We start from the raw sequence: 25,854 nt of genomic DNA on the forward strand, positions 1-25,854 counted from the left end.
GGGCAATGGAGCCTGCTTGCTATGACCTTTTTCAATGAGGTTCCTCTTTTTTGGGCAATGAAGCCTGCTTGCTTTACCCTTTTTCAATGAGGTGCCTCTTTTTTGGGCAATGGAACCCGCTTGCTTTAACCTTTTTCTATGAGGTGCCTCTTTTTTGGGCAATGGAACCCGTTTGCTTTACCCTTTTTTAATGAGGTGCCTCTTTTTTGGGCAATGGAACCCGTTTGCTTTGACCTTTTTCTATGAGGTGCCTCTTTTTTGGGCAATGGAGCCTGCTTGCTTTACCCTTTTTCAATGAGGTGCCTCTTTTTTGGGCAATGGAACCGCTGAAACCGACTATTTAAAGAGTAAGAAGAATACCGCAAACGAAAAAACCCCTAAACCACAAAGGTCTAGGGGACAATAATAAAATACACCTATCTCTCATCACTCACACGATAAATCTTAATATCCTTAAGAAGCTCTCTGACTACATAGCTTGCCATAATTAAGCCGCAAGCGGACGGAACAAACGCATTCGAGGATGGCGGCATTTTTGCCTTACGGATCTCAGCTTTATCGTTGCCGACTACTTTACGGACGTCCTCCCGAATGACAATCGGGCTTTCATCGGAAAAGACAACCGGAATCCCTTTACGAATCCCTTCTTTACGAAGCTTTGTACGGATTACCTTCGCAATTGGATCGGTGTGGGTTTTCCAAATGTCAGCAATTTTAAAGCGGGTTGGATCCATTTTATTAGCCGCACCCATACTGGAAATAATTGGAATATCACGCTCCAGACATTCCTTCATTAAATGGATTTTGTACATAATCGTGTCAGATGCATCGACAACGAAATCTAAATTGTGGCTAAAAATCTCTTCATAGGTTTCTTCTGTATAAAACATTTTTAATGCAATAACTTCGCAATCAGGGTTAATGTCCTTAATCCGTTCCTGCATGATGTCAACCTTTGGCCTGCCAACCGTTGACAAAAGCGCAATCAACTGGCGATTCACATTTGTGATATCGACATCGTCTTTATCAATCAAGACTAACCGGCCGACGCCTGAACGGGCAAGCGCTTCCGCGGCAAATGAACCGACGCCGCCGATTCCAAGAACAGCAACGGTGCTGTTTTTCATGATATCAAGGCCTTCTTGACCTATTGCAAGCTCATTACGAGAAAATTGATGCAGCATGATGTTCACTCCAAATTAATTCAATTGATTTTTTTATTTTTCACCTTAAAAAATATATCATACCCTTCTATAAAAACAAGTATTTTTATAGGAATTATGAACATAAAACACAAAATAAAAACCTCCCGCAGAAAGCAAACAGGAGGTTAGAATCCGTAAAAGAAAAGAGTCCCAATAATGCCGTCGCTTTAGATCCCTCGTTTTGATCCCGCACGCAGCAGGTGGGTGTTCTATTCCCGGTATTGCAAGTCCCCATACTCGTCAAAGAGCGGGGCATTTGCGCAGCCAAGAAACTCCGGACTCCCAATAAAAATATGTTCGGTCAAAACTTCAGGTAACACAACGTACATTTCAGGACTCTTCTTTAATTGATTTTATATTAGCATATTTTAAATCCACATTCAAGGTTTCTTGAAAGCGAATTCTTGTTATTTATTAACATTTAGTGACAAATATAATTCCTTTAATTGATTCTTCGATACTTCACTTGGTGCTTCCATCAACAAGTCGCTTGCGCTTGCTGTTTTTGGAAAAGCAATCGTATCTCTTAGGTTTGAGCTTCCAGCAAGAAGCATTACCAAACGGTCAAGACCAAGCGCGATACCGCCATGTGGAGGGGTGCCATATTCAAAAGCATTTAGCAGGAAGCCAAACTGCTCCTGTGCTTCTTCTGGCGTGAAGCCAAGAACCTTAAACATTTTTTCCTGAACCTCACGTTCAAAGATTCTTAACGAACCGCCGCCAAGCTCATAGCCATTAAGGACAATATCATATGCTTGAGCACGAACCTTAGACGGGTCAGTGTCAAGATATTCTAAATCCTCACGGAAAGGCATTGTGAATGGATGGTGAGCAGCATAGTAGCGGCCCTCTTCCTCATCGTATTCTAATAGCGGCCAGTCAGTAACCCATAAGAAATTGAATTTGCTTTGGTCGATTAAATCGAGCTCTTTACCAAGCTTAAGTCTAAGCGCGCCTAAAGCATCGGCAACAACACTCTTTTTATCTGCAACAAATACAAGCAGGTCTCCTTCAGATGCTTCCATTGTTGCTTTAATTGCTGCAAAATCCTCTTCCGTGAAGAACTTCGTAATCGGTCCATTAAAGCCGTCAGCTTCCACCTTGAACCAGGCTAAACCTTTAGCACCGTATACGGCTACGAACTCTGTTAAGGCATCAATGTCTTTGCGGGAATACTTATTAGCTGCCCCTTTGACATTGATTCCTTTTACTTGGCCGCCGCCAGCAACGGCTGAAGCAAATACTTTAAAACCGGAATCTTTCACAATTTCCGAAACATCCACCAGTTCAAGTCCAAAGCGAGTATCTGGCTTATCTGAACCGTAACGGCCCATTGCTTCATTATATTGCATCCGCGGGAATGGTACAGTCACATCAATTCCCTTTACTTCCTTCATGAGCTTGGACATCATTCTTTCCGTCATACCCATGATATCGTCCTGGCTTAAAAAGCTTGTTTCAATATCAATTTGCGTAAATTCAGGCTGCCGGTCTGCACGCAGGTCTTCGTCACGGAAGCAGCGGGCAATTTGATAATAGCGTTCAATTCCGCCAACCATCAATAGCTGTTTAAACAACTGCGGTGACTGCGGCAGGGCATAAAACTCACCGGGATGCACACGGCTTGGCACTAAATAGTCGCGCGCTCCTTCAGGCGTGCTTTTCGTTAAAATTGGTGTTTCAATATCTAAAAACCCTTCCGAATCAAGGAAATTTCTAATTGTCTTTGTTACGTCATGACGCATTTTTAATGTGTCAAAAATAACCGGACGGCGGAAATCTAAATACCGATATTTTAGACGGATATCTTCAGAAGCGTCCGTTTTATCAGAAAGAATGAATGGCGGAGTTTTTGCCTTGTTAATTACTGTTACGGCTTCTACCTGTACCTCAATTTTTCCTGTTGTAATGTTGTCGTTATAGGTTTCTGGGTCGCGGGCAACGACTGTTCCAACAACATCTAATACATATTCATTACGAACCGTTTCCGCAATTGCTAAAGCCTCTTTGGAAACATCCGGGTTAAACACAATTTGGACAATCCCTGAGCGGTCACGCAAATCGATAAAAATTAATCCGCCAAGGTCCCGTCTTGTCTGTACCCATCCTTTTAATGTAAGTTTTTCACCAACTGCACTCTCAGGCACTTCCCCACAAAAATACGTCCTGCCATATATCACTGTTGAATCCCCCTTATTGTTATTGCAACTCCTGAAAATATTCAACCACAGAATCGAGTGCGACCTCGACTTGTTCTCCAGTTTCCATATTTTTCACATTAATTATATTATTTTTGAGCTCATCATCGCCAAGTACTGCAACATATTTGGCATTTAAGCGATCAGCTGCTTTAAATTGCGCTTTAATTTTTCGATTTAAATAATCTCTCTCTGCTGAAAAACCAGCTAGGCGGAGCTTTTGTAACAGTCCGACGGTATAATCCTTTGCCTCTTCGCCAAGTGAAGCTAGATAGCAATCAATACCTTCATTCAGTTTCGTTTCAATCCCCTCTGCATTAAGCGCTGCAATGAATCGCTCAATGCTTAAAGCAAAGCCGATTCCAGGTGTTTCCGGCCCGCCAAGGTCCTCAGCAAGACCATTATAGCGTCCGCCGCCGCAAAGCGTCGTAATCGCACCGAATCCTTCAGCATCGCTCATAATTTCAAAAGCGGTATGATTATAATAATCCAAGCCGCGGACAAGGTTAGAATCAACCTCAAATGGAATATCAAGCTGTGTTAAATACTTCTGAACTTTATCAAAATAGGCCTTTGACTCCACATTTAGATAATCCATAATGGACGGCGCCGTCTTCATTAATTCGTGGTCACGGTCGACCTTGCAATCAAGAATACGAAGCGGATTTTTCTCTAGACGTTTTTGACAGTCTGAACAAAATTCACCGATTCTTGGCTGGAAATGATTAATCAAGGCTTCACGGTGTGCCTGGCGAGATTCCTTATCACCCAAGCTGTTAATGATTAGCTTTAGTTTTTTTAGACCCATTTCTTTGTACAAATTCATTGCTAGGGAAATGACTTCCGCATCAATTGCCGGGTCATTGCTTCCCAAAGCCTCCACACCAAACTGGACAAATTGGCGGAAGCGTCCTGATTGCGGTCGTTCGTAGCGGAACATTGGTCCCATGTAATAAAGCTTTACGGGCTGTTTAGCAAAGCCGAACATTTTTTTCTCAACAAATGACCGAACAACCGGGGCTGTTCCCTCTGGTCTAAGCGTAAGACTGCGTTTACCGCGGTCTTCGAAAGTGTACATTTCCTTTTGAACAATATCGGTTGTGTCACCGACTCCTCTAGAAAAAAGTTCAGTATGTTCAAATATCGGTGTACGAATTTCTTGGTATTGATATTTCTCACAAAGCTGCCTTGCTTTTTTTTCAATTTGCTGCCAAAGCTCGACGTCTCCTGGCAGAATGTCCTGTGTTCCTCTTGGTATACTAATTGACATTGCAGGAACCTCCTTTTTAGAAATTGTTTTTATGTATGGTTATTTTTTCAAGGACAAATAAAAAAACTCCCACCCCTTGTAATAATACAAGGGACGGAAGTTTGTATCCGCGGTGCCACCCTAGTTGAAAAGCATGAAATATATATACTTTTCCTCTCAAACAGTTAACGCCTGTTACGTTCTTCCCCTACTAGAGTTAAACTTTTTCAGAGAGAAGCCTACGGAGTGTTCTTTCATTAAGATTCATGCGGAAATGCTTTCAGCCAGGGCATTTCTTCTCTTTTCATGGAATGGCCTTAACTACTGTGCTCCATCATTGGTTATTTCTATTTAAGTTTATTTTATAATAATACGGAGCATCAGAAGTAAAGTCAAGTAAAGTTTATGACCTTTCTAAGTGTTTTTTTAAATTTCTGACATCCCTCATTGACAGTCCGAATTCGGAGGCAAGTTCAACCGGGGTTGAATGCTGCTCCTTTTGCAAAAAATCGTGAAAATCCACTCCAAATAACCGGCCATCCATAGACTGACTATTCATTCCTTTTTCACTTGCACGCATTTTGACCACTCCTTAACAAGTTTCCTTTGGTGTTTATTATCTCCATTCACCAAAAAAAATTTCATGTTGTCCATTTTTTTACCCAAAATTTCCACATGAGGGATGATTTTCTGCTAAAATGAATGTGGATTACTCTTAAAAACTAAATAAGGAGGGCCTATGAAGAAAAAATATTGCCTAATTCTAGTTTTTATAATTCTTATATGTCAAGCCTTCCTGCCGCAAGGAAAAACCTTGGCTGCCGGAGCCGCCGGGTCTGTTATTATTGGTACAGAAACCATTAATATTCGCAGCGGTCCCGATTTAAGTTATCCTTTAGTTGCCATCGCAAAGCGGGGAGAAACCTATCAAATTGTACAAGAGCAAGGAGACTGGATTGAAATTCGCTTCGGAGTTTCCAAAACCGGATGGCTTGTCAAATGGCTGGTCGTAAAGGAAAGTGACCAACCACAAACTGCAGCCGCTGTTACAGCCCAAGGATCCCAAGTAAGCTCACAGGGTTCGCAAGGTTCCCAAGCATCTAGCATTGGCTTTGTCAACGCCGATACATTAAATATCCGGATGGATCCATCCACAGCAAGTACAGTCGTCGGTAAATTAGGAATGGGGACTATGGTTTCGATTTATAGCAGTCAAAACAATTGGCTTGAGGTTGGCTATGCTGACCTTAGAGGATGGGTTAACACTGAGTTTATCAATCGGAACGGATCAAAAGTTATTACCACAAGTTCAAATTACGGTCTTAAAAATAAAACGATTGTTATCGACCCTGGCCATGGCGGCGTTGATAATGGAACAACCGGGGCAAAGGGCACACTAGAAAAAAAATTAACGCTGAGAACGGCATACCTGCTTTATGATAAATTAAAAGCAGCGGGTGCGAATGTATATCTGACGAGACACTCGGATACGTATCTATCCCTTTCCTCGAGGGTGATGATTGGACAAGCTAATCTCGCAGATGCCTTTATCAGTCTGCATTATGACAGCAATTTAGACCCAACGATCCGCGGATTGACCGGATATTATTACCATGCTTATCAAAAAGCGCTCGCCACTGCTCTATATAATGCAGCGGTTGAGAAGACCCAATTAATCAATCGCGGTGTCCGTTTCGGTGATTACCATGTCATCCGCGAAAACAGCCAGAATGCCGTTTTAATCGAGCTCGGCTATTTAAGCAATCAAGAAGAGGAAGCAACCGTAAACACTAACTGGTACCAGGAAAATGTTGCCGCCGGTTTATACAATGGATTGGTGCGTTACTTTAACGAGCGCAATTAAAAACGGGTGTCAGGCACCATGTGAAAAATTCACATGGTGCCTGACACCCTATTTTTATTTTTTACTTTCTACAATTAGTGTGACAGGGCCGTCGTTTATTAATTGGACGTCCATCATGGCGCCGAATATTCCGGTTTCGACTTTGACGCCTTTGTCACGGAGCAGTTGGTTGAAGGTATCATAGATTTGAATGGCATGCTCGGGCCTTGCTGCGTTGATGAAGCTCGGTCTTCTCCCATTTGCGCAATCACCGTAAAGCGTAAACTGGGAGACAGATAGAATGTCACCGCCTGCACTAAGCAGCGACAAATTCATTTTGCCATTTTCATCTTCAAAGATTCGTAAATTAACAATTTTATCCGCTAAATAGGCGGCATCCTCCACTGTATCTTCATGGGTAACCCCTACAAGGAGGACCAGTCCTTTTGTAATTTGTCCAGTTATTTCACCATCAACTGTAACTTTTGCCTCTTTACTGCGCTGAAGAACGACTCGCATACTATACTCCTTAATTCATCATCCTGCGGACAGAATAAATATCTGGGATTTGTTTAATCCGATCGACGACTTTATGCAGATGGTTCACATTGTGAATAGCAATGGACATATTAATCATCGCCATTTTATTGCGGTCGGTTTTGCCGGTTACTGCAGATATATTAGTTTTTGTTTCATTAACAGCCTGGAGCACTTCATTTAAAAGACCCCTGCGGTCAAATCCGCTGATTTCAATATCAACATTATATTCCTTGCGGTCATTGAGGGAAGATTCCCATTCTACTTGAATCAGGCGTGACTGTGCATCATTCGAATCAATATTGGTACAATCTGCGCGATGGACAGAAACACCGCGGCCCTTTGTAATATAACCGACAATTTCATCCCCTGGAACCGGGTTACAGCATTTCGATAAACGGATTAACAAATTATCGATCCCTTGAACACGGACACCCGATTCCCTCTTTTTCGTTGAAGGGAAGGCCTTTAAATCAGCAACTGCATTGGTAATGCTGGCTGACTGCTCTTGATCGCGTTTCTTGCGCCATTTTTCCGTTAAGCGATTTGCCACCTGCAGCGCAGTTACGCCGTTATAGCCTACGGCCGCATACATATCTTCCTCATTGGTAAAATTAAATTTTTCGGCAACCTTTTTAAGATTATCGGCCGTTAAAATTTCTTTCGTGTCAAATTCCATACTGCGGATTTCCCGTTCCACAAGCTCTTTTCCTTTGACCACGTTTTCCTCTCGGCGCTGCTTTTTAAAGAAGGCACGAATCTTGTTTTTGGCCTGAGACGTTTGTGCCAGTTTGAGCCAATCCTGACTCGGACCATAGGAATGCTTAGAAGTAAGAATTTCTACAATATCACCGGTTTTCAGCCTGTAATCAAGCGTAACCATTTTGCCATTGACCTTCGCACCGATGGTTTTATTGCCAATTTCCGAATGGATGCGGTAAGCAAAATCAATCGGAACTGAACCAGATGGAAGTTCGATGACATCTCCTTTTGGGGTAAAAATAAACACCATATCAGAAAATAGGTCAATTTTTAACGATTCCATGAACTCTTCGGCATTTGATGCATCATTTTGAAATTCTAAAATTTCCCTAAACCAGGTCAATTTTTGTTCAAAGGTTGAACTGTCAGCCATTGCTTTGCCTTCTTTATAGGCCCAGTGTGCAGCAACCCCGAACTCTGCAATCCGATGCATTTCAAAGGTACGGATTTGTACTTCAAGCGGATCCCCTTTAGGACCTATCACGGTTGTATGCAGGGATTGGTACATATTAGTCTTAGGCATCGCAATATAATCCTTGAAACGGCCAGGCATCGGTTTCCAGCATGTGTGAATGATTCCTAAGACGGCATAACAATCCTTAATGCTTTTAACAACGATTCTAACAGCCAGCAAATCGTAAATCTCATTAAACTGCTTGTTTTGCAGCGCCATTTTCCGATAAATGCTGTAAATATGTTTGGGCCGTCCGGAGATATCGGCCTTAATGGTTACCTCATTTAGCCGTACCTTTACTTCATCAATGACATCTTCAAGGTATTGCTCTCGTTCTGCCCGCTTCTTTTTCATGAGATTAACGATCCGATAATATTGCTGCGGATTTAAATAACGTAATGCAGTATCCTCCAACTCCCACTTAATCTTAGAGATTCCAAGACGATGAGCTAAAGGTGCGAAAATTTCAAGTGTTTCGTTTGAAATCCGACGCTGCTTCTCTACAGGAAGATGTTTAAGTGTCCGCATATTATGCAGACGGTCAGCAAGCTTAATCAGGATGACCCTGATGTCCTGTGCCATTGCGACAAACATTTTCCGATGGTTTTCTGCCTGCTGTTCTTCATGTGATTTGTATTTAATTTTCCCTAACTTTGTTACCCCATCGACAAGCATTGCTACTTCAGCGTTGAAAGCATCCTCAATATCTTGCAAGGATACATTCGTATCTTCCACAACATCATGAAGAAAACCGGCCGCGACCGTTGCTGGATCCATCTCAAGATCTGCTAGAATGCCAGCGACCTGAATCGGATGGATGATATACGGTTCGCCCGATTTTCGATATTGTTCACGATGAGCATGCTTAGCAAATTCATACGCTTTTTTCACCTGTGCAACATGCTCTTCGTTTAAGTATTTTCTAGTCTTGTCGATGACTTGGTCGGCTGTTAACACTTGATCATTCGCCATAAAATCACCTTTATTTTCATCTCAATTTAATAAGCTTTATAAGCTTTTTAGAGTATTTTTATTCAATGAATCATCTGAAAAAATAGTTACTAAATAAGAATGATTGTTACTATTATCGAAAAAATTCACCAAGTTGTAAAGAGATTCAACCTTTTTTTCTGTAAAAAATGAAATTTTTGTCGATTTATCTGTTACTCCTATGAAATAAAGTGATTTTTTCCTTATATAAAGAGAGCACTCTCATCTTGAGTGCCCTCGTTCATTGTTTAATACATCATTAATGATAGGATATCATATCCGTCAAGTTTTTTCCTGCCGTCTAAGTAAGAAAGTTCAACAAGAAAAGCGATTCCAGCAACAACGCCGCCCAGCTGCTCCACTAATTGAATGGTTGCATCAATCGTACCGCCAGTTGCTAATAAATCATCGGTAATGAGAACGCGCTGGCCAGGTTTAATGGCATCTTTATGGATCGTAAGAACATCCTTACCATATTCTAGGCCATAGCCGACTTTAATCGTTTCTCTTGGAAGTTTGCCTTCTTTTCGTACAGGTGCAAAGCCTACTCCGAGTGCATAGGCCACAGGGCAGCCAATGATGAATCCGCGTGCCTCCGGGCCGACAATTATATCAATTTGCTTATCTTTTGCATACTCGACAATTTGGTCTGTTGCATATTTATAAGCTTCACCATCATTCATTAATGGAGTGATATCTTTAAATACGATCCCTTCTTTTGGATAATCCGGAACGATCGCTATAAATTGTTTTAAATCCATTGTTTAATAGCCTCCTCAATTTCAGCTGACTCTTCCATAATGTTAGTAAACCAAGTCTTTAATTCTTGAAAGGAGGAAAATAATAATTCCTTCTCCAATGCAGATTGGGCCATTTTCTGTTGATAGGTTTTAGAGTCAGTTAAATCGCGCTTCTGTGGTTGTTTATTTAAATTGATAAATCCATTATTTATTGTAACAAAATCTAGTTCAGAAAACACCTTTGACATAAAGTCAATGGTTTCACGTGACCAGCCTCGATGTTTGGCGATGTCATCACCGTATCGTTTCAAGTCAATCGGTCCTTTTTTCAAAAGAAAGCCAAAAAACCATTTAAAATGCTCACGGGTTGGAACGGTACTGAAAAAATCACTGGATTCTTTATAAAAATAAGCATATATTCGAGTTGGCTGCTTTCCTTTTAATAAATGAACTAGAATATCCTTTGAAGGAGGGAAATCAACTAATGCAATATTAGCATGATAACCGTCAAAAGCCTTTGCAGCTTCATCATCCTCAATACAAATCGTTTCAACACCCAAATGAAAATTCATTTTTTCCGCAAGCTGTTTATTAAAAACAATGATTTTCCTATTTTCTTCAGGAACCGTTGCCGGTATACTTTTGATGCGCTTTTGTCCACGAAAGTCAAATAGCTGCCACGTATCAATGGCAATGTCTTGAACGAAAATCTGCGGTTTACGTATATTGTTCCATTCATTGATCGATAATTCACCGATTAATGAAATTTTTGAAGCAGGAGAAATTTCATCAACTGCTGCTCCTAGTCCAAAGCCCACTCCGTCTAGATTGGCATTTTGGTCATTGACCGTAATTTTCAAATGGTTTTGCTCACTGCCAATTTTTCTAAGATTAGTAATTTCAACATTATTTATAAGAACCTTTGGCTTCGGATTGTCCACACCAAAAGGTGATAGTAATCCCATTTCATCCAAAGAAGCCAAGTGAATATCTTCTAACCGAACTTCTTCATCAAGGTATGTGACTGGAATAAAATCTTCCTCCGTCATTGAATCCTCGGCAAGTTGGTTTAATTTATCGCGCAGTTCCGCCACATCGTCAATTTTCAATGTCATCCCAGCGGCCATTGGATGTCCGCCAAAATGAGGAAGAATTTCTCTCAATGTTGACAGGTTTTGAAATAGGTCAAATCCAGGAATGCTTCGCGCCGAGCCTTTTGCCAGGCCTTTCTCTTGATCAAAGCTGAGGACAATCGCTGGGCGGTAATATCTTTCAACGAGCTTCGATGCAACAATTCCAATGACCCCTGCATTCCATCCTTCTTTTCCAATAACAAGTACCTTATTGCGGTCAGCTGGATAATTTGATTCCACCTCCGCAATTGCCTCTTCCGCAATAGTATTTACAATCGACTGTCGCGATTTATTGAGAGCATCCATTTCCTCTGCTAGCAGCTCTGCCTCTTGAGGGTCTTCAGATAAAAGGAGATCCACTGCTAAATCAGCATCAGCTAACCTTCCTACCGCGTTAATACGAGGAGCTATTGTAAAGCCAACAGTCTCTTCGTTAATGGCCATTGGATCAACACCGGCTATTTTAAAGATAGCCCTTAGCCCGTTGTTTTTGGTAACCTTTAAATTTTCAAGACCTTTTTTCGCAATTAAGCGATTTTCCCCGGTTAAGGAAACAAGGTCTGCAATCGTCCCAATGACAGCAACTTCAAATAAATGCTCTGGCAGCCTGCCATAAAGGGCATGCGCTAATTTAAAAGCTACTCCAACACCTGCCAGTTCACGAAATGGATATGTGCTGTCAGGGAGCTTAGGGTGAATAATAGCAAGAGCATCAGGTATTACCGGTCCAGGTTCATGATGGTCAGTAATAATAAGGTCTACTCCTAATTCTTTAGCTACATTGGCCTCGTGAACTGCAGCAATCCCCGTATCAACAGTAATTATTAATTTAATGCCGATTTCCGCTGCGTGCCGAAAAGCCGCTTCATTCGGACCATATCCTTCTGAAAAACGATTAGGTATATAAAACTGGACGTTTGCCCCTAAATCCCTAAGTGTCAGCATCAATACCGAGGTACTGCTGACTCCATCAGCATCATAATCACCATATATAAGAATAGGCTCATTATTCTTAATTGCTGCTTGGATTCGGTTGACAGCCACATCCATTCCTTTAAGTAAATAGGGGTCGTGAAACTCATCCTTACCAAATAAAAAAAACCGTGCGGACGAAGCAGATTCAAATCCACGGTTAACAAGCAGTGATGCAACAAGAGGAGAAATATTTAATTCATTAACAAGCTTTTCAACCAACTGATGGTCAGAATCACGTACAACCCATCTTGTTTTCGATTTTAACATCTTTCACGTTCACCTCTCAGACTTTCTCATTATACAGGAGCACAAACCCGCTTTCAATCATTGCAAAAAGAAAAATGAAACCGCAGAATGAATCTGCGGTTTCATCTTGGTCTATTAAACCTGTGGCTGATCGGAGTACTTTCTCTTTTCTTTCACGGTTTTGATAACACCTTTTTTCTTAAGCTCCCGTGTCTTAAAGACATACCATAGCGGACCGGCGATACAGATGGAGGAATATACCCCTACCATTAAGCCGACAAATAACGCAATCGAGAAGTTTCGAATTGACTCACTGCCAAAGATAACAAGTGCAATTACCGTAACTAATACTGTAAAGACTGTGTTAATCGAACGGGTTAATGTTTGACGAGTACTTACATTTAGCACTTCTGCAATATCAGCCGGTGTTTTAAGCCGCTTTTTCTTTTGCATATTTTCGCGCATCCGGTCAAAGGTTACGATGGTATCGTTAATCGAATAACCGACAATCGTTAACACGGCGGCGATAAACGTTAAATCTACCTCAAGTCTTGTGATGCTGAAGAATGCCACCATAAAGAAGGCATCATGCAGCAAGGAGATAACCGCTGCAATCGCCATGTATAACTCAAAGCGAATACTAACATATATGATAATCCCAATAGCAGCAATAATCAGAGCTATAACCGCATTTTTCGCCAATTCCTTCCCAACTGTTGGAGAAACGGTGCTAATACTTGGCTCGGAACCAAATTCTGCTTTAAAATCATTCTTCAATTTGGCAATTTGGTCCTTAGAAAGAACTGTAACCAGCCTTGCTGCGGCCCTTTCCTGCTTATCGCCAGATATGACAACATCATCCGTAGTTAAACCTTGTTTACTAAAAGCATCGTTAACTATTTCAGTTGTAAGCGGCTTATCGGACATCACTTCTACACGAGTCCCGTTTGAAAAATCAATCGACAAATTCAAACGCATGATAATAAGAACGATTAAACCAGCTACAAGCAGAACACTTGAAATAGTAAAGAACTTCTTTCGATTCTTTACAAAATCAAGTTTATCGAAACGAGTTGGCAGGTCTAACGTATCAAAGTTTTCCTTTAGGTCGTGAATATCGGACTGCTTCACACCAAACCAGCTAGTTTTCTTCTTAAAGAAGCCGCTGTGCACCCATAGGCCAAGGAATAGACGTGAACCATAAACAGCAGTTAAAAAGCTCATTAGAATACTGATGATTAACATCGTCGCAAACCCTTTTACAGAGCTATTACCATAGAAGAAAAGAACTGCTGCTGTTAGAATCGTTGTCAGGTTCGAGTCAAGAATCGAAGTAAACGCATTTTTCTCCCCTGCTTGGAAGGCCGACTTAATCGATCTTCCAACCTTTAGCTCTTCCCTGATCCGTTCATAGGTGATGATATTTGCGTCTACCGCCATCCCTACCCCGAGGATAATCGCGGCAATACCTGGCAGCGTCAGCACCCCATTCATCCAATCAAAGATTAATAGGACTAAATAAATATAAATACTTAAAGTGACACAAGCAATTAAACCAGGGAAACGGTAATAGAAAAGCATAAACAAATAAATAATCGCAACCCCGATGAGCCCGGCAAAAATAGTATCATTTAATGCCTTTTCACCAAATGTAGCACCTACAGAAGTTGAGGACTCTTCCTTAAGTTTCACTGGTAATGATCCTGCATTTAATAAATCGGCCAAAGATTTAGCTTCTTTTGCCGTAAAATTACCAACGATAGAAACTGTATTTTGGTTAAAAACTTCTCTAACAGTAGGGGCTGATAAATATTTTGGTTTTTCCTTACCAGCTTCTTGTTTAAACGAGTCTTTTCCTTCTTCAAAATCAAGCCAGATCACAAGAAGGTTCGTTCCGTACGGCTTGCTGGAAATTTCTTTTGTTACTTTAGCAAACTTGTCCGCACTTTTTAATGTTAGTGAGACACTTGGCTTTCCTTCTTCATCAAATGTTTGTTTGGCACCGCCCTGTTTAAGGTCGGAGCCGTCCATCATCAGCTTATCATCTATATCTCTGAAGGTTAAATTTGCCTGGGTCGATAAAATTTCACGCGCTTTATTCTGGTCTTTAACCCCGGCAAGCTGAACACGGATTCGGTTTGACCCCTCAATTTGAATACTTGGCTCACTTACACCAAGGACATTAATCCGTTTATCGAGTGCCTCGGCAGTGCTGGCCATTACGTCTTTGTCAATTTTCTGACCTTTTTTCGCCGGCTCTACCGTGTATAAAACCTCAAAGCCCCCTTGGAGATCAAGTCCAAGCTTAATATTATGTAAAATGTCTTTTGCTGTTACTCCCATTGTGCTGCCAAGGAGCAGTAAAAGTAAAAAGAAAGCAACAATTCTACTACGCTTTACCATTATGTATTTTTTCCTCCCTTAATGCGCGCGCCTGAAACAGAAACGTACAAGTATTAAATAAGTTAAATTATACCGCTTTCTACATTATGAAATAAGTAAGTATGACTGTCAATTTACATAAAATGAAAAATTTTTCTTAAAAAGTGAAATTATTTTAACAGCTCTTTTAGTTCGTTTTCATCATCAAATGAAAACTCGGCAGTTTTATATGACTTAATGGTTGCAAAGCTGATGAAATCGCTCACCTTCACAGCAAGGATGTCCTCAATAATTTGATAAAGATGAATTTCTTCTTTTATCTTTCTCCATTTTTTCTTCGTTAAAAAATCCCAAAGCTCATTGTCTGATACAGAATCGTACCCAAGCAGGTGAAACTCCTCTAATTTACTGACTAACGCCGGCTGTACCTCGGATCGAAAATAATCATAAGCATGGCCATTTCCCATACAAACTGCCTCCTCTGTTTATGCAACCATAAGTTTAATGCCTAACTTGTCATGCTTTGTCCACCTTGAAGCATATAGTTAATTGTATATGAATTCCTCTTTTTTGAGAAGGTGGGAAGTTGAATGTCGAAGTTTATTAAAGGCACTTTCATTCTGCTGGCTGCCGGGCTCGTTACTAGAGTCCTTGGGTTTATCTATCGTATCGTCCTAGCACGCAGTATTGGTGAAGAAGGTGTCGGTTTATACATGATGGCGTACCCAACATTTATCCTTGTTGTGACGCTCGTGCAGCTTGGACTGCCGGTTGCCATCTCTAAAAATGTCGCAGAAGCTGAAGCAAAGGGCAATTTTGCTGAAATAAAAAAGATTCTTGTCGTGTCTCTTGGGATTACGGTAACGTTATCGATTATTATTACACCAGCACTAATTTTTCTGGCTCCGCTGCTTTCCTCAACGTTGTTTACGGATTCCAGAACATATTTCCCTTTAATCGCCATCATACCCGCCATTCCAATTATTGCCGTATCTTCTGTTTTGCGAGGGTACTTTCAAGGAAGGCAAAACATGCAGCCTTCAGCCATTTCACAAATTTTAGAGCAGGTCGTGAGAATTACTCTGATTGCAGTGATGACGAAGGCGTTTCTACCATATGGGGTTGAATATGCAGCCGCAGCTGCCATGGCAGCTTCTGTACTTGGGGAATTGGTCTCACTTATTTATCTTGTAACAATGTTTAAATTTAAAAAACGCTTTAAACTGAGAAAAAACTTCTTCAAATTTATTCAGGCTGGGAAAAACACCTTTAAGGAATTAATGGAGATAGCCCTGCCAACAACCGGCAGCAGAATGATTGGGTCGATTGCCTGGTTTTTTGAACCGATTGTCGTTGCCCACAGCTTAGCGCTTGCGGGAGTCATTGCTGGGGAAGCAACAAAACAATATGGATCGTTAACCGGTTATGCTATGCCGCTGTTAATGCTGCCGTCATTTGTTACTTTTTCCTTGGCAACATCATTAGTCCCTGCCATCAGCGAAGCTAATTCAAGGAAAAACTATAAACTAATAGAATACCGCTTAGAACAGGCATTGCGGTTTGTGTTTTTATCCGGTGGATTAGCTGTCATTGTTTTATATGTATTGGCTGACCCGCTGATGGAGCTTATGTACGGCTCAACGAAGGGCTCTTATTTGGTTCGTCTAATGGCGCCGTTTTTTATCATTTATTATTTCCAAGGGCCATTGCAGGCTGTCCTGCAGGCACTGAATCTTGCCAGAGCGGCTATGATTAACAGTCTAATTGGTGCAGTTGTAAAAACAGCCGTCATCTTTGTACTAGCTTCCCAGGCTTCCTTTGGTATTACCGGGGCAGCCCTTGGTATTATCGTGGGCTTTGTATTAGTTACGTTTCTTCACCTCGCTACTGTCATAAAGCAGGTTTCATTCTCCTTCAATGTCCGGGATTATGTGAAAGGATTTCTTGTTATGGGGGCCGCAGGATGGATGGGATACTGGGTATTTGGACATTTCCTGATAAAGGAACTATTGATTATCAGAGTATTAGTATCTTTGATTACAATGACACTTGCCTATACCTTTCTGCTGATTATCATGGGGCTGATAAAAAAGGACGATTTAATCAGAATTCCATGGATTGGTAAGTTTTTTGATAAGTAAAAGACACGCACCTGCATTAAGCGTGTCTTTTATTCATAATCCTTAAGATCAATAAAAAATTTCCCATTTTCATAGCTGCAAAACGAAATTTTTTTAATATCACGGTATCCTTTCTTTTTCATTTCCTGACGAAGCCAAAGATTCGTTTTATTAATCTTACTTAAGCCTTCTTCCCTGATTGCCCCATCCATAATCAGCGGGACGGTAATATCGCCATTTTTTTTAGGGTTCTTTGGCTCTTTTGGATCTTCCATTTTTTCAATAACCGATAGCTTTCCTGATGTCTCTAAAATAGCAAATTCCACATCCTGAATACTCCTGACATCTTTTTCACGCAGCTGCATCATCAGGTCGTCGAAATTATAACGATGTTTTCGCATGGCCTCTTCATCAACCTTGCCTCGATTGATAATAATGGTGGGCTTCCCATCTACAAGATCGCGAAACTTTTTACTTTTCAAGGACATATAAGCAAGTGAGATTTGAATTCCCATTAACAAAATCATCGGTACAATCGTATGGAATAAAGGATCCCGCGTATTTTCAATTGCAATCACGGCCATTTCACCTATCATAATAAAGACAACTAAATCCAAGATACTTAATTCACCGATTTCCCGCTTCCCCATAAACCTAAATATTAAAAGTAAGACAACATATAAAATCAAAGTTCTAAAAATGATATTTAAATAAACTACCACGTTTGGACTCCCCTTTCAAAACGTTACAACTCTTATTGTTTATCATTCCTCCACAATTCATTATCGGAATAAAATCCCAAATACCAAAAAGCGCAAGTGTAAAAATTTCATTCTACTTTCAAACCATCATGAATATGCTTGTACTAGGAAAGAATCTGTTTCTTTGTCAACAGATTTAAAAAAAAGAATAAAGTTGGCCAGGAGGCTTAAGGGGGAGAGAAAAATCGAGTCAAAAAGCTTTGGTACAGCGATTCTGTACGGATTGATCTTTATTTTTGTCTTTGCAGCTGTTTGCAGCCTACTCATTTCCTTTATTATGAGATTTACATCCGCAGGTGAATCATCACTTCAATACATCGTCACAGCCATTTCATTTATTGCATTGTTTGGCGGCGGCTTTTTGTCTGGCGGAAAGCGGAAGGAAAAGGGCTGGTTAATTGGCAGCGTAACGGGGCTCATTTACTCGCTGATTGTTTTTTTATTTCAATTCTTAGGGTACGACCGCCTGTTTGATGCTGAACAAGTCATTTATCATACCTGTTATACACTGATTGCGATGATGGGCGGCATTCTCGGGGTAAATATTGCAACAAATAACTCAAAACACGCTTAGAAAACCTGTTATTCGCGAATCAAAAATTAGAGCTTAAAAAAGGAAGCCGAATAAATAGTACGGCTTCCTTTCCTTTTTACTGTATTATTACGCTTGTGCTTCCTTAGCTGAATCCGTTACTTCACGAATCGCATTGCGATCATATGTAAGACGGCTGCCGTCGCCACATTTAATCACGACTTTGCTCTCATCGATTGAATCGATAAAACCGTGTAAGCCGCCAATCGTGACAATCTTATCACCCTTTTTTAAATCACTTTGCATTTGCTGCACCGCTTTTTGGCGCTTTTGCTGTGGACGGATTAATAAGAAATAGAACAACACAAACATTAGAATTAACGGAAGAATTGTACCTAATCCACCTGACATACTTGTTCCCCTCCTTTCAAAATAGCATCTATTAGAAATTTCTCGCGTTAGGCTTGTTAAACCCGTAACGCTCAAAAAATTCTTCTCGGAAATCACCAAGCCGGTCTTCCCTAATGGCTTGTCTGACCTTCTCCATTAATTTTAGCAGAAAATAAAGATTATGGTAAGATGTTAATCGAATTCCAAATGTTTCATTACAACGAATTAAATGACGGATGTACGCCCTGCTGTAATTTTTACATGTATAGCAGTCGCAATCAGGATCAAGCGGACCAAAATCTTTAGCATATTGAGCGTTTTTAACAACTAATCTGCCTTCGCTGGTCATTAATGTACCATTCCTCGCAATTCGCGTCGGCAGAACGCAGTCAAACATATCAACTCCGCGGATCGCCCCGTCAATTAATGAATCTGGAGAACCAACACCCATTAAATATCTCGGCTTATTTGCAGGCAGAAGCGGTGTCGTAAACTCAAGAACACGATTCATGATATCTTTCGGCTCGCCGACTGACAGACCGCCAATCGCATAGCCAGGAAAATCAAGCGATATAAGATCATTGGCACTCTGCTTCCGCAGTTCCTCATACTCCCCGCCTTGAACGATACCAAATAACCCTTGGTCTTCAGGGCGTTGATGTGCCTTTAAACAACGTTCCGCCCATCTTGAGGTACGCTCCACAGATTTTTTCATATAGTCGAATGTAGCCGGATATGGCGGACATTCATCAAAGGCCATCATAATATCAGAGCCTAGGGCATTTTGAATTTCCATCGCTTTTTCCGGAGATAAAAATAATTTTTCACCGCTTAAATGATTGCGAAAATGAACGCCCTCTTCTTCAATTTTACGGAATTCACTTAAACTAAAAACTTGGAAGCCGCCTGAATCGGTAAGAATTGCTCGGTCCCAGTTCATAAATTTATGCAGCCCGCCCGCTTCCTTAATAATCTCATGGCCTGGGCGGAGCCATAAATGATAAGTATTGCTCAAAATAATCCCAGCATCCATGCCCTTTAACTCTTCGGGGGACATCGTTTTCACGGTTGCCAGCGTTCCTACCGGCATAAAGGTTGGTGTATCAAAGGAGCCATGTGGTGTGTGGACCCTGCCAAGCCGGGCTCCTGTTTGTTTACAAGTTTTGATTAATTCATAGCGAATCGCTGTCAAGTTTCTTTCTCCTTCCTCATACAAGCCCTAGATAATGAACATCGCATCGCCAAAGCTGAAGAAACGATATTTCTCTTCTACAGCCGTATTGTAAGCATGCAAAATGTGCTCCCTGCCGGCCAAGGCGCTGACAAGCATAATCAAAGTGGACTTCGGTAAATGGAAATTTGTGATCATCCCATCAATCCCTTTAAATTCATATCCAGGAAAAATAAAAATATCCGTCCAGCCGCTGCTCGCGCTAAAATGACCGTTACCCGCTTTTGCAATCGTTTCTAAAGTCCTTGTAGATGTTGTTCCGACAGTAATAATTCTGCCGCCGCTGCTTCTTACTTTATTTAGCAGTTTCGCTGTTTCATCCGTCATGATGTAAAACTCAGCATGCATATCATGTCCTTCTACATCGTCTGAGCTGACAGGCCTAAACGTACCTAACCCAACATGAAGTGTAATAAAGGCAATATGGACGCCCATCTCAGCAATCTCCTGCAGTAATTCTTCGGTAAAATGAAGTCCGGCTGTTGGTGCCGCTGCCGAGCCAGGTTCCTTTGCATAGACCGTTTGGTACCTGTCTTGGTCATCAAGCTGTTCTTTAATATATGGCGGTAATGGCATTTGTCCTAATTGTTCAAGAATTTCGTAAAAAATTCCTTCATATCGAAATTCAAATGTCCTGCCCCCATGCTCACTCTCTCCTGTGCAAACAGCCGTAAGCAAACCATCGCCAAATTCAATAACGGTGCCTTCCTTTACCCGTTTGGCAGGCTTGACCAAAGTCTCCCACCTGTCGCCTTCGAGCTGTTTTAATAACAGCACTTCTATTTTTGCACCAGTATCGTTTTTAACACCAAAAAGGCGTGCCGGTAATACCTTCGTATCATTTAAGACAAGGCAGTCCCCTTCACGCAAATACTTCGTAATGTTCTTAAACACTTCATCCTTTAATTCGCCTGTTTCCTTATTTAACACCATTAACCGGCTATCGGTCCGATTTTTCAATGGAACCTGGGCAATTAATTCTTCTGGTAAATGAAAATCAAACAAATCTACTTTCATATTCAAACATCCTAACTTTAACGAAATCTCCCTATTACATAAAAAATAAGGGACAAAACAATACTTACAACTATGGAAGTAACGACCGGAAAATAAAAGACATTATTCCCTTTTTTGACGACAATGTCACCCGGTAGTTTTCCCAAATGCAAAAATGGCATCAATAAGCCGATAAAAAAAATAACCGCGCCAATAATCATCAATGTTTTTGATAATCCTGTCAAGGCGCAGGCACCTCCATAGCAAAGTGATGATAAACAGCAGCTGTTACCATCCTGCCCCGCGGCGTCCGCTGCAGAAAGCCAATTTGCAATAAATATGGCTCATACACATCTTCGATTGTTTCGGACTCCTCACCAATGGAAGCCGCGATCGTATCCAGTCCGACCGGACCGCCGCGGAATTTTTCAATAATTCCTTTTAACAGCTTATGGTCAATATGGTCAAGGCCGCGCTGGTCCACCTGCAGGAGTTCTAGCGCTTCTTTAGCAAGCGATAGATGGATTTCCCCATTCCCTTTCACTTGAGCAAAGTCGCGGACACGTCGTAAGAGGCGGTTAGCAATACGTGGTGTTCCCCTCGCCCTTCTGGCAATTTCCGCTGCTGATTGTTGATCAATTCCCGTCTCAAACAATTCCGCTGTCCGCAGCACAATGCTTGTCAGATGGTCTTCTTTATAATACTCGAGACGAGATAAAACGCCAAATCGGTCTCTGAGAGGGGCTGACAGAGAACCTGCTCTTGTTGTTGCCCCAACAAGGGTAAATGGCGGCAAATCAAGGCGGACTGACCTGGCGCTCGGACCCTTCCCGATCACAATATCCAGACAAAAGTCCTCCATTGCCGGGTAGAGCACCTCTTCAATCGATCTCGGCAGACGGTGAATTTCATCGATAAATAACACATCGCCTGGCTCGAGTGCAGTGAGAATGGCCGCTAAATCACCAGGTCTTTCAATCGCCGGCCCTGAAGTTGTCCGAATGTTTACACCCATTTCATTGGCAATAATCATCGCGAGAGTCGTTTTTCCTAATCCCGGCGGGCCGTAAAGCAGCACATGGTCGAGGGTTTCCCCACGCTGTTTAGCGGCCTTAATAAAGATTTCCAAGTTTTCTCGAACCTGATCCTGTCCGATATATTGTTGTAAGGTTTGCGGCCTGAGGCTTTGTTCAAAACTAACTTCACTCTCATTTACTTCGCTGGAAATGATCCGCTCTTCCATACATCATCACCTATTTTAACAGCCGCTGAAGGGCTTTTTTAATATATTGATCTGTTGACATCTGTTCCTTCTGTAATTCAGGAGAAATTTTCTTAATTTCTTTTTCAGAATAGCCAAGTGCTTGTAAGGCAAGGACGGCTTCTTCAAAGGCTGTGTTCGTTGCTCCTGTATGTATATGAAGCTGATCTGCGTTAAACAAATTCGGGAAGAAGTCTGGCACGACATCCTGTAATTTCCCCTTTAAATCAAGAATCATCTGTCGGGCAGTTTTTTTTCCGACACCAGGGAATTTAACAAGGAATTTCTCATCCTCGTTTTCAATCGCATTAACCACTTGCTGGACCTCTCCCGATGCAAGGATGGCTAGAGCCCCTTTGGGACCAATTCCCGACACATTTAATAATTTAGTAAATAACTTCTTTTCTTCCCTTGTTTCGAAGCCATATAAAGCCATTACATCTTCTCGGACATAATGATACGTATAAACCGTTACCATTGTTTCCATTTTACCGGCATAAATAAACGGATTCGGCGTCGATATTTGAAACCCAATTCCGCTGTTTTCGATAACGATATATTCTGGTCCGACAAAATCAACGGTACCCTTGATAAATTCAAACAATCCGCTTCTCTCCCTTTAAACACTAAACGCTAAAAATTACACTGTATTCCATTCTATCATATTTTTGAATGGTAGTTGAAGAAATTAGTGATTCGGTGCGCTTGGCTAATAAAATTGGAAAATTCGCCAATATACAAATTTTAAAACAAAAAAATCAGGCTGATTTCATTCACCAGTCTGATTTTTTAAAACATCTATTCTTTTGTTACTGAATAAGGCTTAAACGTTTCAAGCACCTTGACATAATGATCCTTTGTTTTAATGGGAATACCTTGGAGCAATTCTTCCTGCTTATTACTCTCAAGCTTTTTCATATCGATTTGAAAGAAGGATTGAATAATCTTCGAGCTTCCAGGCCGCCCATTAAAAATTGTTAAAACCCCATCTTCCGTAATACCAAAATAGCCATTTGCTTTTAACAGGGGTGAAATATCATCCATTTTTCTAGTAAAAACCATCGATGATTCTTCCCTATTTTTTAGCGTCCAGGCATCATACTTCGCCCAAAAATTCTCCATCGACCAGCATTTTTCATGAACAACTTCCTGGCTGACTTCTCCGTCCAGATAGACTCGTTCTAAAATAACTGTTATGTGCAGAGGTTCCGTCGCTTGCTTGGTTTCCACTTGCGCTGCGAAACCATCCCATGCCATTCCTAAACTGAAGAGAATAACAGAAAATACGGCGAAACAAAAGCGAGCCATAGCTTTTCCTGTGAACCTCATGCCCCTCACCTCTTATTAAATATTTTACACGCTTTCCATTCCTAGTTTAGCCTTTTTTTGCCTTTTTATCCGAAACAACCGGTGATTACCCTTTCTAATTTTCCCAGCAAGCGTTTTTCCATACAAAAAGGCAAAGCTCATTCGCTTTGCCTTTTTGCCTTATTTAGCGGGTTTTGGAACTCTTTGGGGAATATCGTTATTGATATTACGGTCGCGCCCAAACGTCCCTTCATCAATAACGACTTTAATTGTCTTTCCCTTTACGTAAGGCTGGACTACTCTTTTGATGTCTCTTTTCGTTTTATTGGCTGCTGCCTTGCTATTATCAACCAGGCTCACTGATACCCAGACAGAATTTCCGTAAGCAACATTGCGGATGCTTCTTACATTGTCGACATGTTCAACTTTATCCCTAATCGTATCCGTAATATCTTCCTGAAATTCATGGTCAACATGTGACCATGTATTACCGGTTTTTCGGTTTAGATGGCCATGATAGTTCATATCACTTGTACTAAAACGGTTATCCTTCTGAAAAAAATTACGATCCGTAGAAGCTAAAGGCTTCGTTGGATTGACAGGATGTCCATTCTCGTCCTTTGTTTGCAGCCTGCTGCGGCTTTGTTCATTAAAATTTCGATCCTCGTCCCCCAAAGTATGATCCATCATTTCCGTGAACGGGCCATCATTATCACGATATAAAGCGTTGCTATTGTCCGGGTGGTTTTCGTTAGAGTAATATCCCATTGGGCGTGCAAGGTTATTATTGGCATCATTGACACCCTTGTTATTATTTGCACACCCCGCAGCTCCAACAAGCATTAAAGCAGAAAGCGCAAATCTCCATCGTTTGCTGACCAAGCGAAAAACCCCCTCACGTTAATCCTTGAGCATTCGAATATGCTCCTTACTAGGTTGTTAACTTAAGGAGGTTTTCATTCTTTAGAAATAACAGCATTAATCCAAAACGCTTTTGATTTGATGAAAAAACTTTTTCCGTGAATAAAACTCACCAACTGATAAATCCATTACCTGCTGTAATTTTTTTTGATCGGTATAGGATTGTTCCCTAATTAGTCGATTCCACTCACGAAAAACATCTGCGGGGTATACTAATGCATATAAGAAAGCTTTGTCACGGAGATACTTTTGAAATTGTTTATACCTGCTAAGCCTATTTAACGACCAATCAATATATGGGAGAATCCGATTGGCATATTGTAAATAATCAAGTGCCGCTGGGCCAATACTGATTAAATCAAAATCAATTAAATGTAGCTTACCCTTTTTGTCACGCAAAAAATTGTGATGGGCTACATCCCCATGAAGAATTACAAATGGTTCTTCTTCAAAATAGCGGATGTTTTTTTCCATCCCCTTTAATGACCAATTTGCCCACGACACCATTTCAGAAATAAATGGTTCATTCATAAAATATCTGAGAAAAGGAATATTATTCGAAAAAATCATCAATCTTTCTTTCCATTTTCCAATTAAATCTGCTGTTGGAAGCAGCCTGCGATACCTTGCTTCAAACGAGGCTGTCGCCTGATGAAATTGTTCTAATAAGTTAAGTCCATCCCTTCGGTCTTTTTGTCCATAAAAGGTAAAAGCTGATTTGTTTGGAGAAATATATTCCATACAGCCAAAATAAGTACCCTCAAATAAGAGCGGTTCTTTTGTTAATGAATCCAAATAAATGTACGTATTGAAGAATCCTTCTTTCCTCAGTGTAGCTGTAAAGGCTTCCTGCACTTTTAGCCTGCGATTGGATTGATATCCTTTCATGACATACATATTGTGATCTGTTTTAAGCAGCATAACGGATCTTTGCAGCGGATTCATTTCTGATACATTTTCGAGAAATTGCGACTGAAAATAAGAGAAGAGACGATCAAAATAAGCATCGTCTCCATGCATGTTTGCTGACGAGTTAACTTGATTCGTCATGATATCCTGGCATTCCATAAGAACTTGTTCCTGCTGGTCCCATTCCATATGGATTCATAAAAGGCGGCTGGGCAACATCCATAGGTCCTGTATAGGGTGCACTATAAATAGGCGGAGTCGGCGGGACAAAATCTGCCGGCATGCCTGCTGGTTTTCCTGGACCGCAGCCGCAATCACCCCCAGCTCCTGTTGGGAAACTTTGTCCTGGGGCTTGCATAAAAGGCATTTGCGCTCCTGCTGCAGGGCCTGGCCGGTCTGGTGATTCATATTCAAATTCAGGTACCATTCCATAAGGTGTTGTTCCCATCATTTGCGGATATCCATAGGGTGTTGGTCCATATGTTCCGGGGTACCCTGGCATTCCATATGGAGCACCTGACCCTGGATTTCCAAATGAACCATCGGGATTACCTGGTGCTGAGTGGACCCCAGGAGAAAATTCCATTCCTGCTGGATAACCTGCTGCTCCCCCCATTGGGCCTGTTGCTCCTGGATAACCTGCTGCTCCCCCCATTGGGCCTGCTGCTCCTGGATATCCTGCTGTTCCCGCCATTGGGCCTGCTGTTCCTG

At 41.3% G+C, this 25,854-nt stretch carries 23 protein-coding genes, 1 other RNA gene, 1 pseudogene and 1 other annotated feature; of the genes and pseudogenes, 3 read left to right on the forward strand and 22 right to left on the reverse strand.

The window, feature by feature from the left end; translation table 11 throughout:
• Positions 1–416 precede the first annotated feature (416 nt).
• From IE222_RS03385 to IE222_RS03405, 5 genes are all read right to left on the reverse strand, one after another.
• A complete protein-coding gene (locus tag IE222_RS03385) occupies positions 417–1,184 on the reverse strand; it encodes a tRNA threonylcarbamoyladenosine dehydratase (RefSeq protein WP_191269683.1) in 768 nt (255 codons plus the stop codon).
• 164 nt (positions 1,185–1,348) lie between these two features.
• Positions 1,349–1,545: non-coding RNA, 6S RNA (gene ssrS / locus IE222_RS03390), on the reverse strand.
• 67 nt (positions 1,546–1,612) lie between these two features.
• Positions 1,613–3,382: an aspartate--tRNA ligase gene (aspS, locus tag IE222_RS03395; RefSeq protein ID WP_191270190.1), complete on the reverse strand. Its 1,770-nt coding sequence runs from the start codon at positions 3,380–3,382 to the stop codon at positions 1,613–1,615.
• 22 nt (positions 3,383–3,404) lie between these two features.
• Entirely contained in the window at positions 3,405–4,673 is a 1,269-nt protein-coding gene (hisS, locus tag IE222_RS03400; protein WP_191269685.1) for a histidine--tRNA ligase, read from the reverse strand.
• 86 nt (positions 4,674–4,759) lie between these two features.
• Positions 4,760–4,999: a binding site (T-box leader), on the reverse strand.
• A gap of 56 nt (positions 5,000–5,055) precedes the next feature.
• Positions 5,056–5,232 (reverse strand): hypothetical protein, encoded by a 177-nt coding sequence (locus IE222_RS03405; RefSeq protein ID WP_191269687.1) that lies wholly within the window; start codon positions 5,230–5,232, stop codon positions 5,056–5,058.
• Between the two features lie 159 nt (positions 5,233–5,391).
• Between IE222_RS03405 and IE222_RS03410 the strand changes: the two genes are divergently transcribed.
• Positions 5,392–6,516 (forward strand): N-acetylmuramoyl-L-alanine amidase family protein, encoded by a 1,125-nt coding sequence (locus IE222_RS03410; RefSeq protein ID WP_191269689.1) that lies wholly within the window; start codon positions 5,392–5,394, stop codon positions 6,514–6,516.
• 54 nt (positions 6,517–6,570) lie between these two features.
• Here the strand turns inward: IE222_RS03410 and dtd are convergent, their stop codons facing one another.
• From dtd to IE222_RS03440, 6 genes are all read right to left on the reverse strand, one after another.
• Positions 6,571–7,014, reverse strand: a complete 444-nt coding sequence (gene dtd / locus IE222_RS03415; protein WP_191269691.1) for a D-aminoacyl-tRNA deacylase — start codon at positions 7,012–7,014, stop codon at positions 6,571–6,573.
• A gap of 10 nt (positions 7,015–7,024) precedes the next feature.
• Positions 7,025–9,220 carry a RelA/SpoT family protein gene (locus tag IE222_RS03420; protein WP_191269693.1) on the reverse strand — a complete coding sequence of 732 codons (2,196 nt, stop codon included), beginning with the start codon at positions 9,218–9,220 and terminating at the stop codon, positions 7,025–7,027.
• Positions 9,221–9,486: 266 nt separating this feature from the next.
• Positions 9,487–9,999: an adenine phosphoribosyltransferase gene (locus IE222_RS03425; protein WP_191269695.1), complete on the reverse strand. Its 513-nt coding sequence runs from the start codon at positions 9,997–9,999 to the stop codon at positions 9,487–9,489.
• Entirely contained in the window at positions 9,990–12,353 is a 2,364-nt protein-coding gene (gene recJ / locus IE222_RS03430) for a single-stranded-DNA-specific exonuclease RecJ (RefSeq protein ID WP_191269697.1), read from the reverse strand. Before recJ ends, IE222_RS03425 begins: the two co-directional genes overlap by 10 nt.
• A gap of 114 nt (positions 12,354–12,467) precedes the next feature.
• Positions 12,468–14,735, reverse strand: a complete 2,268-nt coding sequence (secDF, locus tag IE222_RS03435) for a protein translocase subunit SecDF (protein WP_191269699.1) — start codon at positions 14,733–14,735, stop codon at positions 12,468–12,470.
• A 149-nt stretch (positions 14,736–14,884) separates the two neighbouring features.
• Positions 14,885–15,181 (reverse strand): post-transcriptional regulator, encoded by a 297-nt coding sequence (locus IE222_RS03440; protein ID WP_191269701.1) that lies wholly within the window; start codon positions 15,179–15,181, stop codon positions 14,885–14,887.
• A 123-nt stretch (positions 15,182–15,304) separates the two neighbouring features.
• Between IE222_RS03440 and spoVB the strand changes: the two genes are divergently transcribed.
• A complete protein-coding gene (gene spoVB, locus IE222_RS03445) occupies positions 15,305–16,855 on the forward strand; it encodes a stage V sporulation protein B (RefSeq protein ID WP_191269703.1) in 1,551 nt (516 codons plus the stop codon).
• Positions 16,856–16,884: 29 nt separating this feature from the next.
• On the opposite strand, the gene IE222_RS03450 is transcribed toward spoVB, so the two are convergent.
• Positions 16,885–17,556 (reverse strand): DUF421 domain-containing protein, encoded by a 672-nt coding sequence (locus IE222_RS03450; protein ID WP_191269705.1) that lies wholly within the window; start codon positions 17,554–17,556, stop codon positions 16,885–16,887.
• A gap of 193 nt (positions 17,557–17,749) precedes the next feature.
• Between IE222_RS03450 and IE222_RS03455 the strand changes: the two genes are divergently transcribed.
• Complete coding sequence (locus IE222_RS03455; RefSeq protein WP_223282565.1) at positions 17,750–18,169, forward strand: TIGR04086 family membrane protein; 420 nt, start codon at positions 17,750–17,752, stop codon at positions 18,167–18,169.
• An 87-nt stretch (positions 18,170–18,256) separates the two neighbouring features.
• Here the strand turns inward: IE222_RS03455 and yajC are convergent, their stop codons facing one another.
• The 10 genes and pseudogenes from yajC to IE222_RS03505 all read right to left on the reverse strand — a co-directional run.
• The gene (gene yajC, locus IE222_RS03460; RefSeq protein WP_191269707.1) at positions 18,257–18,538 is read right to left on the reverse strand and encodes a preprotein translocase subunit YajC; all 282 of its coding nucleotides are present in this window, start codon (positions 18,536–18,538) and stop codon (positions 18,257–18,259) included.
• A gap of 31 nt (positions 18,539–18,569) precedes the next feature.
• The gene (gene tgt / locus IE222_RS03465) at positions 18,570–19,709 is read right to left on the reverse strand and encodes a tRNA guanosine(34) transglycosylase Tgt (protein WP_191269709.1); all 1,140 of its coding nucleotides are present in this window, start codon (positions 19,707–19,709) and stop codon (positions 18,570–18,572) included.
• A gap of 27 nt (positions 19,710–19,736) precedes the next feature.
• Positions 19,737–20,765, reverse strand: a complete 1,029-nt coding sequence (gene queA / locus IE222_RS03470) for a tRNA preQ1(34) S-adenosylmethionine ribosyltransferase-isomerase QueA (protein ID WP_191269711.1) — start codon at positions 20,763–20,765, stop codon at positions 19,737–19,739.
• A 17-nt stretch (positions 20,766–20,782) separates the two neighbouring features.
• On the reverse strand, positions 20,783–20,989 hold the full coding sequence (locus IE222_RS03475) for a DUF2905 domain-containing protein (protein WP_191269713.1): 207 nt from the start codon (positions 20,987–20,989) through the stop codon (positions 20,783–20,785).
• Positions 20,986–21,987: a Holliday junction branch migration DNA helicase RuvB gene (gene ruvB / locus IE222_RS03480; RefSeq protein WP_191269715.1), complete on the reverse strand. Its 1,002-nt coding sequence runs from the start codon at positions 21,985–21,987 to the stop codon at positions 20,986–20,988. Before ruvB ends, IE222_RS03475 begins: the two co-directional genes overlap by 4 nt.
• 10 nt (positions 21,988–21,997) lie before the next feature.
• The gene (gene ruvA / locus IE222_RS03485) at positions 21,998–22,609 is read right to left on the reverse strand and encodes a Holliday junction branch migration protein RuvA (RefSeq protein WP_191269717.1); all 612 of its coding nucleotides are present in this window, start codon (positions 22,607–22,609) and stop codon (positions 21,998–22,000) included.
• 194 nt (positions 22,610–22,803) lie between these two features.
• Complete coding sequence (locus IE222_RS03490; RefSeq protein WP_191269719.1) at positions 22,804–23,334, reverse strand: intercompartmental signaling factor BofC; 531 nt, start codon at positions 23,332–23,334, stop codon at positions 22,804–22,806.
• Positions 23,335–23,493: 159 nt separating this feature from the next.
• Entirely contained in the window at positions 23,494–24,195 is a 702-nt protein-coding gene (locus tag IE222_RS03495) for a YhcN/YlaJ family sporulation lipoprotein (RefSeq protein ID WP_191269721.1), read from the reverse strand.
• A gap of 96 nt (positions 24,196–24,291) precedes the next feature.
• The gene (locus tag IE222_RS03500; protein ID WP_223282566.1) at positions 24,292–25,302 is read right to left on the reverse strand and encodes a phosphotransferase; all 1,011 of its coding nucleotides are present in this window, start codon (positions 25,300–25,302) and stop codon (positions 24,292–24,294) included.
• Positions 25,268–25,854: pseudogene (locus tag IE222_RS03505) on the reverse strand (hypothetical protein); the annotation flags it as partial. The gene IE222_RS03500 and the pseudogene IE222_RS03505, both read right to left, overlap by 35 nt.

It is taken from the genome of Neobacillus kokaensis (assembly GCF_014656545.1).
Classification (GTDB): domain Bacteria; phylum Bacillota; class Bacilli; order Bacillales; family Cytobacillaceae; genus Neobacillus; species Neobacillus kokaensis.

Excerpts from the sequence above, each read along its gene's own strand:
- IE222_RS03385 (WP_191269683.1), bottom strand. The coding sequence starts at position 1,184 with ATGCTGCATCAATTTTCTCGTAATGAGCTTGCAATAGGTCAAGAAGGC.
- hisS (WP_191269685.1), bottom strand. The coding sequence starts at position 4,673 with ATGTCAATTAGTATACCAAGAGGAACACAGGACATTCTGCCAGGAGAC.
- IE222_RS03405 (WP_191269687.1), bottom strand. The coding sequence starts at position 5,232 with ATGCGTGCAAGTGAAAAAGGAATGAATAGTCAGTCTATGGATGGCCGG.
- IE222_RS03410 (WP_191269689.1), top strand. The coding sequence starts at position 5,392 with ATGAAGAAAAAATATTGCCTAATTCTAGTTTTTATAATTCTTATATGT.
- dtd (WP_191269691.1), bottom strand. The coding sequence starts at position 7,014 with ATGCGAGTCGTTCTTCAGCGCAGTAAAGAGGCAAAAGTTACAGTTGAT.
- IE222_RS03420 (WP_191269693.1), bottom strand. The coding sequence starts at position 9,220 with ATGGCGAATGATCAAGTGTTAACAGCCGACCAAGTCATCGACAAGACT.
- IE222_RS03425 (WP_191269695.1), bottom strand. The coding sequence starts at position 9,999 with ATGGATTTAAAACAATTTATAGCGATCGTTCCGGATTATCCAAAAGAA.
- recJ (WP_191269697.1), bottom strand. The coding sequence starts at position 12,353 with ATGTTAAAATCGAAAACAAGATGGGTTGTACGTGATTCTGACCATCAG.
- secDF (WP_191269699.1), bottom strand. The coding sequence starts at position 14,735 with ATGGTAAAGCGTAGTAGAATTGTTGCTTTCTTTTTACTTTTACTGCTC.
- IE222_RS03440 (WP_191269701.1), bottom strand. The coding sequence starts at position 15,181 with ATGGGAAATGGCCATGCTTATGATTATTTTCGATCCGAGGTACAGCCG.
- spoVB (WP_191269703.1), top strand. The coding sequence starts at position 15,305 with ATGTCGAAGTTTATTAAAGGCACTTTCATTCTGCTGGCTGCCGGGCTC.
- yajC (WP_191269707.1), bottom strand. The coding sequence starts at position 18,538 with ATGTCAGGTGGATTAGGTACAATTCTTCCGTTAATTCTAATGTTTGTG.
- queA (WP_191269711.1), bottom strand. The coding sequence starts at position 20,765 with ATGAAAGTAGATTTGTTTGATTTTCATTTACCAGAAGAATTAATTGCC.
- ruvB (WP_191269715.1), bottom strand. The coding sequence starts at position 21,987 with ATGGAAGAGCGGATCATTTCCAGCGAAGTAAATGAGAGTGAAGTTAGT.
- IE222_RS03490 (WP_191269719.1), bottom strand. The coding sequence starts at position 23,334 with ATGAGGTTCACAGGAAAAGCTATGGCTCGCTTTTGTTTCGCCGTATTT.
- IE222_RS03500 (WP_223282566.1), bottom strand. The coding sequence starts at position 25,302 with ATGGAATGCCAGGATATCATGACGAATCAAGTTAACTCGTCAGCAAAC.